Origin of the sequence: Apilactobacillus apinorum, assembly GCF_001281175.1 — a bacterium.
Classification (GTDB): domain Bacteria; phylum Bacillota; class Bacilli; order Lactobacillales; family Lactobacillaceae; genus Apilactobacillus; species Apilactobacillus apinorum.
Genome location: NZ_KQ440395.1, coordinates 49,510 through 63,245, shown reverse-complemented (window position 1 = coordinate 63,245; position 13,736 = coordinate 49,510). Strand labels below are relative to the sequence as shown.

Below are 13,736 nucleotides of genomic sequence, written 5' to 3'. Positions count from 1 at the left end.
ATTTTGTTGAGGTCGCCTTTTCTCAAGGTAACTTTCTAAGTATATCAAATTGTTAACTTAACGTCAACAATTTTTTATAATTAAATTTTATCAACTTTGTTATCGAATTCGTTACAAAAGCGATAACAACAATAAATATTATGCCATCTTAACAATTTAAAGTCAAGGACTTTTTTGCATATTTTTAATTGAATGTTTCAATCAACTTTTTTAACAGCAAAAACTATCTTATCAAATTCAATTGACTAGGTCAACAGTTTATTTAAGATTGTTTCGTATTTATTTTTTGTGTTATTCAAAATTAACAACGATTAATATCATATCAATTTTAAACACGGTGGTCAATAACTTTCTTAAGAATTTCTTAAGAAGTTCGTTTGACTTAAACAATCTTCTTTAAAACAATCAATATACTTTGCATTTTCATCTATTTTTACTTCAGCTATTTTTAAAAAACATTCTTTATTATAGAAATGATAAAAATAATCATTATACTTATAGTTATAGATTTTTATATAAGGAGTCTCATGAATAATATGGAAAAAGTAATTATCGCAGCTGCGAAAAGAACTCCCATCGGTAAGATGAATGGTGCATTAGCAAACTTTTCTTCCGTTGACCTAGGAACAATCGTTACAAAAGCTGTTATTGAACAAGCTGGAATTAAACCATCAGATGTTAACCAAGTTGTGTTTGGAAACGTTATTCAAGCAGGCGCTGGTCAAAACATCGCAAGACAAATCGAAATAAAATCAGGAATTCCCTACTGCAGTACCGCAAACACAGTCAACCAAGTCTGTGGTTCTGGACTAAAGGCCGTTCGTAATGCTCAAGCAGCAATTGCGATGGGTGACGCAGATGTTATTGTCGCCGGTGGTGTTGAAAGTATGTCCAACGCGCCATTCTTAAATATGAATGTTCGTGGCGGTCACAAGTTTGGCGATGTTACATTAATCGATTCACTAAACCATGACGCATTAACTGATGCATTCAACCATCAACCAATGGGCATCACCGCTGAAAACGTTGCTGAAAAATTCAACGTTAGTCGTGAACAACAAGATCAATTTGCATATCAATCACACATGCGAGCAGCCAATGCATTTGATAATGGTTTCTTCGATAAAGAAATCGTACCCATCGAAATCAAAACTAAAAAAGATTCATATATTATGAAACAAGATGAAAACATTCGTCGTGATACTTCAGTAGAAATATTAAACAAACTTCGTCCTGCGTTTAAAGAAAACGGTAGCGTGACTGCCGGAAACGCAGCTAGTTTAAATGATGGCGCATCTGCACTTCTATTAATGAGTGAATCAGCTGCTAAACGTCTAAACGTAACTCCGCTTGCCGTGATTGACGGTTATGCTGAAGCTGGATGTGATCCTGACTACATGGGATACGCTCCATATGATGCAACTAAAGCATTGTTTAACAAACTAAATCTTTCAATGGAAGATATTGACTTAGTAGAATTAAACGAAGCATTTGCTGCACAAGTCCTAGCAGTTGCCAATGACTACAATATTGATATGGATAAACTAAATATCTCTGGTGGTGCAATTGCGATGGGACATCCCCTTGGCGATTCCGGTGCCCGTATCGTCGGTTCATTAATCTACAATTTACAAAGAACTAACCACAAAAATGGATTAGCTACTATCTGTATCGGAGGCGGTATGGGTATGGCAATGAAAATTTCTTTGCCATAGCTAATTGGTTTACTAATCAGCATTTTGCGGTATCCTATTAATAGATGAAAATTACAAACGTTGCAAATTGCAACGTTTTTCTATATACTTTTATCTTATAATTTTCATAAAGGAAGTGTAAAAATGCCCGCAACATACTTGAAGAAATCTACTGAAGAAGATTTACCAGCAATTTTGGATATCATTCATTCAGCAATTAAATACTTACATGAACAAGGAATCGACCAATGGCAACATGGTTATCCAGCTGACGAAGATTTAATTAAAGACATTAAAGATGGAATCAACTACGTGTTAATCACTGACGGCCAAGTAGCCGGTACTGCAACTATTCACCAAGGGATCGATCCTAACTACCTAAAGATCGAAGACGGTGAGTGGGTTAACGGTTCTGAAGCTCACTACGCTGCGATTCACCGTGTTGCCATCTCAAATGAGTTCCGTGGCCAACACCTTTCAGAAAAATTAGTTAGTGGATTAATTACCGTTTCTCGTGTCCTAGGATACAAAGACATCCGAATCGATACTCATCCCGAAAATCTAGGAATGCAACATGTTATCACTTCTAACGGATTTGAAAAACGTGGTGTAATTCATATGCGTGAAAACGGTCATCCTTGGACTGCGCGTTATGCATATCAATTATTAACCAAGTAATCGTAGGTGAATATATTGATAGCTAATGATCTTTCAGTTCAAATTAAATTAATCATTATGTATGCGATTGGAATTATCGCTTTAATTACATTACTAATTGGTTTATATAAGAAGCAATATTCATTTAGAAACAAAAACATTTTATTTATTATCGGCGTAATTGTCGTGATGACATTATTACTGTTGGACATTTTATTTGTCCACTAAAAAAAGACGTTCGTTTATCGAACGTCTTTTTTGTTTGTATTAATGAATGACAACCTTAGTTCCGGTTGGCACGTTTTGATTTACCCACTTAGCGTCTGGAACCGATAATCGAACGCAACCATGTGAATTAGCCACTTTACCTAATTCATGGGCATCCTTCATCAAATAGTGACCAGCTTTATCAACTGGCACTGAGTGAAATAGATAAATCCCATGATCTAAGAATGAAGTCCAATAGTTAGCACCTTCCTTAGATGATGGGTTATAGAAGTGTTCACCACGTTCTGCTTGAATGTGGAAAGCCCCACGGGGTGTCCCATTATCATCCCCAGTCGAGCAAAACATTGTATATAGTGTTTTACCAGCTGCGTTTTTAATATAAACGCGTTGATCCTTAATTGAAACGTCTAACCAATTATGATTCTTTAATGCCATATCTGGATATGGTTTATTTTCCGAAGAATGTTGCCATGAAGTCGCAGTTGGTTGAACTTGAGCCTTAACCATCTTCACAACTGGGTGAGAGGATTTAGATTGGTGATCTCCACAAGCATTTAACAAACCAACTGCCACTAATGATGTGATGGTAATAATCATTATTCTTCTCAATTTTTTCATTAAAGAATTAACACCCCTCAATTGGTACTTTACTTTGATTATAGGAGTTTCAACGATAATTGTATAGTTTTAGTCTTTTTTAGCTAGTTTTTCATAAGTATGCTTATTAATTTTATATAGGGTGAACTTAGAACCTCCAAAGTCATGATGGCCTTTTTTAAATAGGATAATCTTAATTTTATCGTGGCCGACTTTGGTAATATGCGCAAAATCAGCATAGTTCAATGGCGATTGTTTCTTTGCATAAATACGGTACTTATTGGTTCCTATCTTTTTAAAACTACTGTACATGATTGTTCCTAAACTGTAGCCTGAGGAATTACCGTTCTTCTTCAAATATGAATAATTAACCCCTGCCATATCGATCCCATCGATCGCAAAGGTATCTTTGGAAACTGAGTACTTTTGGTAACGCTTGTAATGATTTAAATTTTTGGATGCCCAATAACCACGAGCAAATCTTGGAACCCCTGAGTGTTCCTTATTGCTGGCGTTTGCATTAACCGTCGGTACAAACCACATAATACACAATCCAAATAGCATAGTTAACAGCAGCGCATTTGATTTCTTCATCATTTTAGCTCCTTAAAATCCCGATAATTATCTTTTAGGCTATTATATAGCAATTATATCCACCTAAACCATTCAATTTATCTTTTTTCGCAAATTTGTGATAATATAGCTGCATTAGCCTCAAAGGAGTCAATTATGAAAAAAATTACAACCGCGTTGCTAATAGCTGTAACCATGGTATCTATCATGACAGGATTACCACTGAACAACGCTTCAACAGCTATTCGAGCTCACGCCAAAACAACTAAAAAAGTTAAATATAAATCTATCGATGCCTTTCAATATAAAGCCGACAAGTATGCTACTAAAAATGCTAAGGATACATTAAAGGTGCCGAAGGGATTCTTATTTTCCTTTGATCAAAGCACTAAAAAGATGGTGCAAGCTAGTTCATATAACAACAGTTTCATCACTGAAGGACGCGTTATCAATCGTTTCCATCCCAAAATTTCTGATGTTAAAAAGGTAGTCAACCCGACTAAGTTAACCCTTGCTGAACGCCGAGAAATATCTCAGTATACCGCCAATCTGATTAACAGTCTTCGCCACCGCATGAGTAATAACTACCGCTATGTGCCTGACCTAGTAGTCACTAACGAGGCATTAAAAATGTCTCAAGACATCGCTAACGGCTATAGCCACGATAAGTGGAATATTTTCACCAAACGCGCTCATGATGTTCCACTACTAAACAGCGTCTTTTCACAATATCCTTACCGCACGGTAGGTGAAAACTTTGCTTCATCAATTCTTACTAAACGGGCTAGCATGGCTAACGTTAAAGAAAGCATCTACGGTGCCGTTAGTGCGATGATGTTTGATGATGCCGATTCTAATTGGGATCACACCATTAATTTTTTAGGAATTGGTTTCGCCACTACAAACCCAATTCAATTTGGCGTTTCCATCGATTCAATGACCCAAATCCACTTTGAATTCTATCAAGCGCTTTAATTTTTAAACCCATCTGAATGATGGGTTTTTATTTTTCCTTCATCTGTATATGCCGAACAAAATACACTTTTAACATCTATTATATTCGGATTTTATTAAATTGACGGTTTACCTGAAACCTATAATTCGATATACTATTATATGAATTAAATAATAACTGCTGTCCACTGGGGTGCCGCAAGGCTGAGATAATACCCATTGAACCTGATCTAGCTAACACTAGCGAAGGAAGCCTGGCGCACTCCAATTGTAAATAATTAACCAAATTACAAGTGTACCCTTCTACTCTCGCGTAGGAGGGTATTTTTATTTACGGCAGCAATCTGGAGGTTTTACATACATGTTTTCTCATCAATTAACTAAAGCGGCTGATCCAATTCTACAAGCTATCTATGATCATCCCTTCGTCCAAGGTATCGGTGACGGTCACGTCGACGATGCTGCATTAAAATTCTATGTCGAACAGGATTTTCAATACTTGTCAGAATTTATCAAGATTTACGCTAGTATCATCCCACTTTTAAAGGATCGTGAGGATATGCGATTCTTTGCAGAAAACATTGATTTTATTTTAAATAGTGAAATCCACCCACATCACGTTTTCTGTGATATCGCCGGTGTGGAATACGAATCACTTCAACACGCTACCCCTAGCCCTAAGGCATACTTATACCAATCACATATGTATCGTGCCGTACAATCAGGTAAATTAATCAACATCATTTGTGCATTACTACCATGTCCTTGGACATACAATGAAATCGCTAAACAAATTACTGCATTAGGTAAAAACACTGATACTAACCAATTCAAGAGTTGGATTGATTTCTATATGGATGACGGTGAAGCCAGTGATGGTGATTTAACTCGTCGTTTATTTGATATGGTCGATAATTTAGCTGCCAACTTAAGCGAAGATGACCTAAACGAAGCTAAACAATACTTCTTAAAGAGTACTGAACTAGAATGGGAATTCTGGCAACAAGCCTTTTATCAAGAAGGTTGGCGTTTTGCTGACGTGATTGAAGGTGACAAGAATGCGTAGTCAAGAAGTCCCCCAAACTTTAACCATTGCTGGTTCCGATTCCGGTGGCGGTGCCGGAATGCAAGCCGACATCAAGACGATGCAAGAAAACCACGTCTTCGCAACTAATGTCGTCGTTGGTTTAACTGCACAAAACACATTAGGCGTTCAAATGGTTCAACCTACTGACGTTGAAATGATTGATGCGCAATTTGATTCGTTGTTTGACGACTTCGATATTAAAGCTGCCAAGACCGGGGCTTTGTTTGACCAAATTAGAGTTAGTGCAGTCGTTAAAAACGTTAAAAAACATAATATCCATCCCCTAGTAGTCGATCCTGTAATGGTCGCTAAAGGCGGCGCTCGCTTATTGGATGATCAAGGAATTCACTCCATCATCAATGACTTATTGCCATTAGCTGATATCGTGACACCTAATCTACCTGAAGCGCAAGTTATGTACAACAAACCAATCGAAACTAAAGAAGACGTCATCGATGCCGCTAGTTTTATTCAACAACTAGGGGCCAAAAACGTCATTATTAAAGGTGGTCACCAAAATGGTGATTTAATTGAAGATTACGTTCTGTTAGAAAACGGCAATAGCTTCATTATGGAAAGTCCTAAATATGACACCGTTAGAAAACACGGCACTGGTGATACGCTATCATCAGCAATTGTCGCTAGTTTAGCGAAAGGAAACTCCGTTGAAGATGCCATCATTGAAGGTAAAACATACATTGATAAGATTTTACAATCAGAAATTTTAGTTGGTCATGGTCACGGCCCACTTAACCATTGGGGGGCTGAAAATGCATTTTAGTCCCGCTCAATTAAAGGTCTACTTCATTGCTGGAAGCCAAAACACCAACCATGATGTTGATGAATTAATTTCGATTGTCGAACAAGCCTGTCAAAACGGCATTACGATGTTTCAATACCGTGAAAAAGACAGCTCAACTTTATCATTTGAAGATAAAGTCTCAGTCGCACAAAAACTTAAAGCGATTACTAGTCAATACAACGTGCCATTCATTATTGATGATGACATTGAATTAATGAGTGCCGTTGACGCTGACGGAATTCATGTCGGCCAAGACGACACTAAAATCGAACAAGTAATCAGTACTTGCAGCGACAAGATTATTGGTCTATCGACCCATGATCCAAACGAAGTGCTAGCTGCCAACAAAATCGATGGATTAGATTACATCGGGATTGGTCCCATTTTTGCGACTAATTCGAAGGCACACGTCAAAGAAGCGATTGGTATTGATAGCCTAGTGAACCTATATGGACTAGCTAATCATCCCGCTGTTGCCATCGGTGGCATTAATCTAAATAACGTCAAAGAAGTCTTGGCGACAGACGTTGATGGAATCTCCGTGATTTCAGCAATTACTAAAACTAATGACTTTGCCAAAACAATCAGCACCTTAAAAGGAGAACTATAATGACTACTATTAAACAAATACGTGCTCAATCACCAATTATTTTAAATATTTCTAATATGGTAACCCCCCAACACGTGGCGGACGCCATTAACTTTATCGGCGCTTCCCCTATCATGTTTGACGATATCAAAGAAGCTGCTGACTTGGTCAATATTTCTAACGCACTAGTAATCAATATGGGATCATCAAATGATGCCGATGTTGAAAAATCAATTGCTGCTGGTAAGTACGCCAACCAAAAAGGAATTCCAGTCGTAATTGACCCAGTTGCAATTGGTGCTTCTCAATTACGCCAAGATAACTTTGCTAAAGTGGCCAAAGAAGTCAAATTCGACGGTGTGCGTGGTAACGCCGGTGAATTAGCCTTTCTAGCTGACATCGAATGGAACGCCCAAGGCATCGATGCTGGAGAAGGTGATGGTGATTTACACGAAATCGCTAAAGCGGTTGCTAAGAAGTTTAACTGTGTAAGCTTACTATCAGGGGTCGTCGACGTCATTTCCGACGGACAAAAGGTAGTAGAAGTCCAAAACGGTCATCACTACTTCGCAGTTAACGTCGGTTGTGGTGATATGTTAGACGGCATTTTAGGAGCCTGTTTAGCAGTTGATAATAGTTTAGATTCAGCTGTACTAGCAGCTAGCATCTTAAGCATTTCCGGTGAAATCGCTGGTGAAACCACTGAAAACATCCCTTACACCTTCTTAAGTACCGTTTTCGATACTCTTTACCAATTAAGCGATTCCCAAATTAGCGATTTACAAAAATTAGGTTAAACACAAAAAAGCACTGACTATGTCAGTGCTTTTTATTTTAGTAACATACAATGTAAATAACAGCGATGATGATTAAAGCGATTACCATTAATGTGTAACAGATTTTTTCAAACATGAGAATTCCTTCTTTGCTCCGCATTTAATTTATCTAAAGTTTAGGCTATGTCAGCCCACTTGTCAATTTTATATGTATTAAAAAAACGCCGGTGCAATCCCGACGTTTTTTAGTAATTAGATGTATTGAACGATAGTCATTAAGATAGGAATAACTACGATAAATAATACAGTTGAAGTAGTAACAATGTTAGTTGCGTACTTAACGTCACCGTGTGATTCAGCAGCTAAGATTGGTAGCACTGCTAGCATTGGAGTAGCAGATTGAACAATCATAGTTTGGTTGAACATACCTGGTAGTGATACACCACCGTGAGCAGCAACAGCTAAGATTGAAATCATGATAACTGGTGCTAATACGAAACGACCAAGTAGAGCAACAACAGTGTCACGGTCGAATGAAATACTCTTCAAACCAGCATCAGCTAATACGATACCAATGTAGATTAGTGATAATGGAGTAACTAAACTACCAACGTAAGTTAGAGTCTGAGCTAAGAAAGGTACTTGTAGTACTGGAATGTTTAGTAGTAAGAATACTAAAGCAACCAAGAAACCAACTAGAGGCATTGGAATAACTTGTTTCCAGTTAATCTTGTGGTGTTCTTTTGGTTGATCTTGTTTAGTAGGATCATCGTTACTGATCAAGAAGACACCAAATGCCCAAGTTGAAACAGTGTTAATGATGTAGTAAACCAAGAAGTAAGTCATTGATTTGTCACCGAACAATGCGATGTTTAATGGTAAACCAATAAAGATAGTGTTGGCGTTAACGATGGCGTTAATAAATACACCACGACGACCAGCTCTAACTTTCATTACCTTAACTAAAATGAAGGCAATAATGTAACCAATTACTACTGAGATAATTCCCCAGATTAAGTAACTACCAAAACTAACTAGCTTATCTCTAGTTAGACGACTCAATACCGCAACAAAGATTGATGCAGGTAAAGCAACGTTTTTGATTAATTTAGAAATGTTTTTACTAAAAGTGTCAGCAAACCAACCGGTTTTTCTTAAGATGTATCCTAATAACATAATTAGAACAACAACTAGGACACTTTGGATTGAGTTAATAAATACTCCCATTGTGAAATCCTCCTATAGATATTCAAATATAATTATCTTTATTTAATCAATGTAGAACACTATAGAACACACTAAAAGATATAGTCAAAGGATTAGTTTGTTATAAATATTTTTTATATCTGATAAGAGAAACGTCGGTATTACTTGTTTTGATCGTTTTTTTCGCGTTTGTTTTTTAAAGATATTACTAACATTGTTGATAATGTAGAAATAATAAATAGTGCAATGAAACCTAAAATAAAGAATAATATAGTCATTAAATTCATTAGAGTCTATCCCCTTATCGTTAATTTTAAAGATTTAGTTAAATTATAGCTGAGAATCAATTTTTTCTCAAAAAATCTTGCATTCAATTTATGAATGTGGTTTAATATTATTTGTCGCTTGATATTACATCTCACAGACAAACTTAATATTTTGAGCTGTTAGCTTAAGGTAAAAGCACTCAGTCCTTTGCTGAGAAGATGGTGTTCAAAGCATCACAGCTCACTAACTAAAGTACTTTGAAGATTTTATCTTTGGGGTACTTTTTTGTTAAAGAAATAAAGTTTGTTTTTGTATATCTCACAAAAAAGAACCACTTCATTTAGAAGTGGTTCTTTTTTTCATATAATAATATGATTTTAGTGGAATTGCATACCACCATCTAAGATTAGTGTTTGACCAGTCATGTAGTCTGAGTCTTTACCTGCTAAGAATGATACACCAGCAGCGATGTCTTCTGATTCAGCTAAACGACCTAAAGCGATATCCTTAGAGAATTGTTCCATACCCCAGTCGTCATCCTTACCTGCGTTTTGACCAACTTCGTGGGCGATGTCCATCATCATTGGAGTCTTTACGATACCAGGTGCAAATGCATTAACAGTGATACCTTCACCTGCTAAATCACGAGCAGTGGTTTGAGTAATACCTCTGATAGCGAACTTAGTACTACCATATAGAGTTAAGTTAGGGTTACCAACAACACCAGCTTGTGAAGTAGCGTTGATAATCTTACCACCATGGCCTAGTTCTTCGAACTTAGCTTTAGCAGCTTGAGTTCCCCAGATAACTGAAGCAACATTAATATTGTAAACAGTGTTAAATTGTTCTGGAGTAATTGTGTCAACAGGAGTAGTTGGACCTACACCAGCGTTATTAACAACAACGTTTAGGTCACCAAATTCTTTAACTGTAGTTTCTACAGCACTGAATACTTGTTCACGATCTGAAACGTCGGCTTGAACGGCGATAGCTTGTCCGCCGTTATCATTAATTTCTTTAGCAACTGCTTCACCTTTTTCAGCAGTACGGTTAACAACAGCAACTGCAAAACCATCTTGTGCTAAACGAATAGCAATAGCTTTTCCGATACCTTGACCGGCACCAGTAACAAATGCAACTTTTTTTGTCATATTAATTCCTCATTTCTTTACAATAATAACTTACAGTAAGAAGTATATACTTATTTATGTTTATTTAAAGAGATTACTTTTATGTTTTTTTATAATATAATAACTGTGTTAAAAGTTTTTATTAATCTTGTACTAACTAATCTAAGGCTAAATGTTTGAATTAATCAGTTACTAAGTTTATGTTATAAGTAATTAATGATTCATTAAATATCCATTGAAAAGGAAATGATAAATATGACTAATAGTTTTGATTATGACGTATTATACATTGGTGCCGGACACGGTACTTTTGATGGCGCAATGCCATTAGCCGCTAAAGGATACAAAGTCGCTGTTGTTGAAGCCGATAAAATCGGTGGAACTTGTCCTAACTGGGGTTGTAACGGAAAGATTGCGTTAGACTTACCAGTTCAATTAAAAGAAACTCAACAACGTCTAAAAAACATTATTAAAGGTGACCTTTCAATTGATTGGACACAAAACATGTTAAACAAACACAAAGTAATCGATGGTCTACCTGGTGCAATTGAAGGTGGATTAAAAGCATTCGGTATCGACGTGCTTCACGGTTACGGTAAATTAGTTGATAACCACACCGTCGATGTTGATGGTAAAAACTACTCTGCAGACAAAATCGTGTTAGCAACTGGTTTACGTCCTAACCGTCTAGATGTTCCTGGTAAGGAAATGGCATCTGACTCAAAGGAATTCTTAAACCTAGAAGAACTTCCAGTACACATTGCAATTATCGGTTCTGGTTATATTGCAATGGAATTTGCTACAATCGCAAATGCAGCAGGATCTGAAGTAACTGTGTTAATGCATGGTGACCGTGCTCTTCGCCAATTTGACAAAGAATACGTAGATGAGGTCGTAAACGATCTAAAAGAAAAAGGTGTTAAGTTTGTTGAAAACACTGAAATCAAAGAATTCCATGGCGAAAAATGTAAGATGACTATTGAAACTAACAACGGTCCTATCTTCACTGACTTTGCATTAGATGCAACTGGTCGAATTCCAAACGTCGAAAACATTGGTTTAGACGAAGTTGGTGTTAAATATGACGAACGTGGAATTATCGTAGATGACCATCTACAAACTTCTGTAGAAGGAATTTACGCTTCTGGTGACGTTGCTGTTACTGGTCAACCTAAGTTAACTCCAACTGCCATTTTTGAATCACAATACCTAACTAGCTTATTTGCTGGTGAAACTACTGATCCAATCGAATTCCCAGCCATCCCTACTGTTGTCTTTACCAGCCCTCGTATCGCTCAAGTGGGTGTTTCTGTTGAAGAAGCTAAGAAGAGCGACGAATACACTGTTGAAGAACACGACATGGCTTCTGATTGGTACCGTGCAATCACTAACGAACATATCGCCAAACGTACATTAGTTTTTGACAAACAACACCATTTAGTTGGTGCAACTGAAGTTTCTCCCGAAGCTGACAGCGTAATTGATTCAATTCTACCAGCCGTTGCTTTACAATTAGACAAATCACAAATTAACAAAATCGTGCACCTATTCCCAACTATCGGAAGCGATGCATGGCAACAACTATAAAACTAAATTAAGCTTTCCAGTTAAAACCGCATTGGACACTATGTCTAATGCGGTTTTTTACAATTAAATCATAGTCAATATATTTGTGTTCTTTCCTATAATAATGTAAATTTAAAGTATACAAATAAATTAAATATGCCATTAAAAATATGGAGGCTACTAATTATGAAAAATCCTAACTTTGATTACGATGTTGTTTACATCGGATCTGGACACGCCGCTTTCGACGGTGCCAAGACACTTTGCAAACAAGGTTTCAAAATTGCTTTCGTAGAAGCAGTTGCTGTTGGTGGAACTTGCCCTAACTGGGGTTGTAACGCCAAAATCACTTTAGACGGACCTGTTACTTTGGCTAAGACTCAAAGAAGAATGAAAGATATCGTTGAAGGCGATACTAAGCTTAACTGGAAAGAAAACATCAAACACAAACGTGAAGGAATTCTACCAATCAAAGTAGACCGTGAAGCTACTATGAAGAGCCTAGGCATGGATGTTATCCATGGTTTTGCTAAATTCACTGATACTCACACTCTAGAAATCAATGGTGAACACGTTACTTCAGATAAAATCGTTATTGCTACTGGTTTAACTCCACACAAAGTTGAAATTGAAGGTACTGAATTATCACATGATTCACAAGACTTCATGGAACTAGAAGACATGCCAAAACGTATGGCTATAATCGGTACTGGTTACATTGCGATGGAATTTGCTACTATGGCTAACGAAGCTGGTGCAGACGTTACTATGTTCATGCACGGTGACAAAGCACTACGTCCTTTCTACCAACCATACGTACAAATACTAATGGACGAAATGAAAAAATCAGGTATCAAGTTTGTTGAAAACTCTGGCTTACGTGCATTTGAACAAAACGGTGACGAATACACTGTTACTTACGCTGACAACCAACAACTAACTGTTGATTACATTCTAGATGCTTCTGGTCGTGTTCCAATGGTTCACAACATGGGACTAGAAGAAGTCGGTGTTAAGTTTGACGATAAGAAAGGAATTGAAGTTAACGAATACCTACAAACTTCAGTTGAAAACATTTATGCTTCTGGTGACGTTGCTGCTACTGGTCAACCAAACCTAACTCCTACCGCTACTTTCGAATCACAATACCTAAAGCATCTATTTGCCGGAGAAACTGATCAACCAATCGACTTCCCAGCTATTCCATCAGTTGTATTTACTTCACCTCGTATCAGTCAAATGGGTGTGACTGTTGATGAAGCAAACGCTAGTGACGAATACACTGTTGAAGAACATGACTCAACTAACACTTGGTTCAGACAAATCACTAAAGAACCAGTTGTTAAGAATGCCTACATCTTTGATAAAGAACACCGTCTAGTTGGTTTCACTGAAATTTCTGACCAAGCTGATAACGCAATCGACATGATTGTCCCAGCCGTTAACATGAAAATGACTCCACTAGAAATCGAAAGAAACGTGCACCTATTCCCATCAATCGGTCATGACACTTGGAAAAATATCTAAGGATAATGGAAAAACCATAGCGAGGGCTATGGTTTTTTTAGTATCTATAGTATTATTAAAGTATTAAATCATACTGGAGGAAT

General features: G+C 37.0%; 14 protein-coding genes and 1 riboswitch. Of the genes, 10 read left to right on the top strand and 4 right to left on the bottom strand.

Annotated features, from left to right (window positions below; translation table 11 throughout):
• Nucleotides 1-536 precede the first annotated feature (536 nt).
• The 3 genes from RZ74_RS00305 to RZ74_RS00295 all read left to right on the top strand — a co-directional run bounded on the left by RZ74_RS00305 (nucleotide 537) and on the right by RZ74_RS00295 (nucleotide 2,579).
• Nucleotides 537-1,715: an acetyl-CoA C-acetyltransferase gene (locus RZ74_RS00305; RefSeq protein WP_053949472.1), complete on the top strand. Its 1,179-nt coding sequence runs from the start codon at nucleotides 537-539 to the stop codon at nucleotides 1,713-1,715.
• A gap of 123 nt (nucleotides 1,716-1,838) precedes the next feature.
• Complete coding sequence (locus RZ74_RS00300; RefSeq protein WP_053949471.1) at nucleotides 1,839-2,372, top strand: GNAT family N-acetyltransferase; 534 nt, start codon at nucleotides 1,839-1,841, stop codon at nucleotides 2,370-2,372.
• 15 nt (nucleotides 2,373-2,387) lie between these two features.
• Complete coding sequence (locus tag RZ74_RS00295; protein WP_053949470.1) at nucleotides 2,388-2,579, top strand: hypothetical protein; 192 nt, start codon at nucleotides 2,388-2,390, stop codon at nucleotides 2,577-2,579.
• Between the two features lie 39 nt (nucleotides 2,580-2,618).
• On the opposite strand, the gene RZ74_RS00290 is transcribed toward RZ74_RS00295, so the two are convergent.
• Complete coding sequence (locus RZ74_RS00290; protein ID WP_053949469.1) at nucleotides 2,619-3,197, bottom strand: L,D-transpeptidase; 579 nt, start codon at nucleotides 3,195-3,197, stop codon at nucleotides 2,619-2,621.
• Nucleotides 3,198-3,266: 69 nt separating this feature from the next.
• Nucleotides 3,267-3,719, bottom strand: a complete 453-nt coding sequence (locus RZ74_RS00285; RefSeq protein ID WP_148562058.1) for a hypothetical protein — start codon at nucleotides 3,717-3,719, stop codon at nucleotides 3,267-3,269.
• A gap of 186 nt (nucleotides 3,720-3,905) precedes the next feature.
• On the opposite strand from RZ74_RS00285, the gene RZ74_RS00280 reads away from it, so the two are divergent.
• From RZ74_RS00280 to thiM, 5 genes are all read left to right on the top strand, one after another.
• Nucleotides 3,906-4,724: an SEC10/PgrA surface exclusion domain-containing protein gene (locus RZ74_RS00280; RefSeq protein WP_053949467.1), complete on the top strand. Its 819-nt coding sequence runs from the start codon at nucleotides 3,906-3,908 to the stop codon at nucleotides 4,722-4,724.
• A 158-nt stretch (nucleotides 4,725-4,882) separates the two neighbouring features.
• Nucleotides 4,883-4,974, top strand: a riboswitch (TPP riboswitch).
• A gap of 90 nt (nucleotides 4,975-5,064) precedes the next feature.
• Entirely contained in the window at nucleotides 5,065-5,769 is a 705-nt protein-coding gene (tenA, locus tag RZ74_RS00275) for a thiaminase II (protein ID WP_053949466.1), read from the top strand.
• Nucleotides 5,762-6,571, top strand: a complete 810-nt coding sequence (gene thiD, locus RZ74_RS00270; protein ID WP_053949465.1) for a bifunctional hydroxymethylpyrimidine kinase/phosphomethylpyrimidine kinase — start codon at nucleotides 5,762-5,764, stop codon at nucleotides 6,569-6,571. Before tenA ends, thiD begins: the two co-directional genes overlap by 8 nt.
• Complete coding sequence (gene thiE, locus RZ74_RS00265; RefSeq protein ID WP_053949464.1) at nucleotides 6,561-7,202, top strand: thiamine phosphate synthase; 642 nt, start codon at nucleotides 6,561-6,563, stop codon at nucleotides 7,200-7,202. Before thiD ends, thiE begins: the two co-directional genes overlap by 11 nt.
• Entirely contained in the window at nucleotides 7,202-7,978 is a 777-nt protein-coding gene (gene thiM, locus RZ74_RS00260; RefSeq protein ID WP_053949463.1) for a hydroxyethylthiazole kinase, read from the top strand. The genes thiE and thiM overlap by 1 nt, the downstream gene beginning before the upstream one ends.
• 231 nt (nucleotides 7,979-8,209) lie before the next feature.
• Here thiM and RZ74_RS00255 read toward each other — a convergent pair whose 3' ends face one another.
• Together RZ74_RS00255 and RZ74_RS00250 are read right to left on the bottom strand one after the other, a co-directional pair.
• Complete coding sequence (locus RZ74_RS00255; protein ID WP_053949462.1) at nucleotides 8,210-9,184, bottom strand: AEC family transporter; 975 nt, start codon at nucleotides 9,182-9,184, stop codon at nucleotides 8,210-8,212.
• A gap of 623 nt (nucleotides 9,185-9,807) precedes the next feature.
• On the bottom strand, nucleotides 9,808-10,581 hold the full coding sequence (locus RZ74_RS00250) for a (S)-acetoin forming diacetyl reductase (protein ID WP_053949461.1): 774 nt from the start codon (nucleotides 10,579-10,581) through the stop codon (nucleotides 9,808-9,810).
• A gap of 234 nt (nucleotides 10,582-10,815) precedes the next feature.
• Between RZ74_RS00250 and RZ74_RS00245 the strand changes: the two genes are divergently transcribed.
• Both RZ74_RS00245 and RZ74_RS00240 read left to right on the top strand, forming a co-directional pair.
• Nucleotides 10,816-12,147, top strand: coding sequence for a dihydrolipoyl dehydrogenase family protein (locus RZ74_RS00245; RefSeq protein WP_053949460.1), 1,332 nt, complete (start codon nucleotides 10,816-10,818; stop codon nucleotides 12,145-12,147).
• Nucleotides 12,148-12,312: 165 nt separating this feature from the next.
• Nucleotides 12,313-13,653 carry a dihydrolipoyl dehydrogenase family protein gene (locus tag RZ74_RS00240; RefSeq protein ID WP_053949459.1) on the top strand — a complete coding sequence of 447 codons (1,341 nt, stop codon included), beginning with the start codon at nucleotides 12,313-12,315 and terminating at the stop codon, nucleotides 13,651-13,653.
• Nucleotides 13,654-13,736 lie beyond the last annotated feature (83 nt).

Bases quoted from the DNA above. Each gene is read 5' to 3' on its own strand.
- RZ74_RS00305 (WP_053949472.1), top strand. From the start codon at position 537: ATGGAAAAAGTAATTATCGCAGCTGCGAAAAGAACTCCCATCGGTAAG.
- RZ74_RS00300 (WP_053949471.1), top strand. From the start codon at position 1,839: ATGCCCGCAACATACTTGAAGAAATCTACTGAAGAAGATTTACCAGCA.
- RZ74_RS00290 (WP_053949469.1), bottom strand. From the start codon at position 3,197: ATGAAAAAATTGAGAAGAATAATGATTATTACCATCACATCATTAGTG.
- RZ74_RS00285 (WP_148562058.1), bottom strand. From the start codon at position 3,719: ATGTGGTTTGTACCGACGGTTAATGCAAACGCCAGCAATAAGGAACAC.
- RZ74_RS00280 (WP_053949467.1), top strand. From the start codon at position 3,906: ATGAAAAAAATTACAACCGCGTTGCTAATAGCTGTAACCATGGTATCT.
- tenA (WP_053949466.1), top strand. From the start codon at position 5,065: ATGTTTTCTCATCAATTAACTAAAGCGGCTGATCCAATTCTACAAGCT.
- thiD (WP_053949465.1), top strand. From the start codon at position 5,762: ATGCGTAGTCAAGAAGTCCCCCAAACTTTAACCATTGCTGGTTCCGAT.
- thiE (WP_053949464.1), top strand. From the start codon at position 6,561: ATGCATTTTAGTCCCGCTCAATTAAAGGTCTACTTCATTGCTGGAAGC.
- thiM (WP_053949463.1), top strand. From the start codon at position 7,202: ATGACTACTATTAAACAAATACGTGCTCAATCACCAATTATTTTAAAT.
- RZ74_RS00255 (WP_053949462.1), bottom strand. From the start codon at position 9,184: ATGGGAGTATTTATTAACTCAATCCAAAGTGTCCTAGTTGTTGTTCTA.
- RZ74_RS00250 (WP_053949461.1), bottom strand. From the start codon at position 10,581: ATGACAAAAAAAGTTGCATTTGTTACTGGTGCCGGTCAAGGTATCGGA.
- RZ74_RS00245 (WP_053949460.1), top strand. From the start codon at position 10,816: ATGACTAATAGTTTTGATTATGACGTATTATACATTGGTGCCGGACAC.
- RZ74_RS00240 (WP_053949459.1), top strand. From the start codon at position 12,313: ATGAAAAATCCTAACTTTGATTACGATGTTGTTTACATCGGATCTGGA.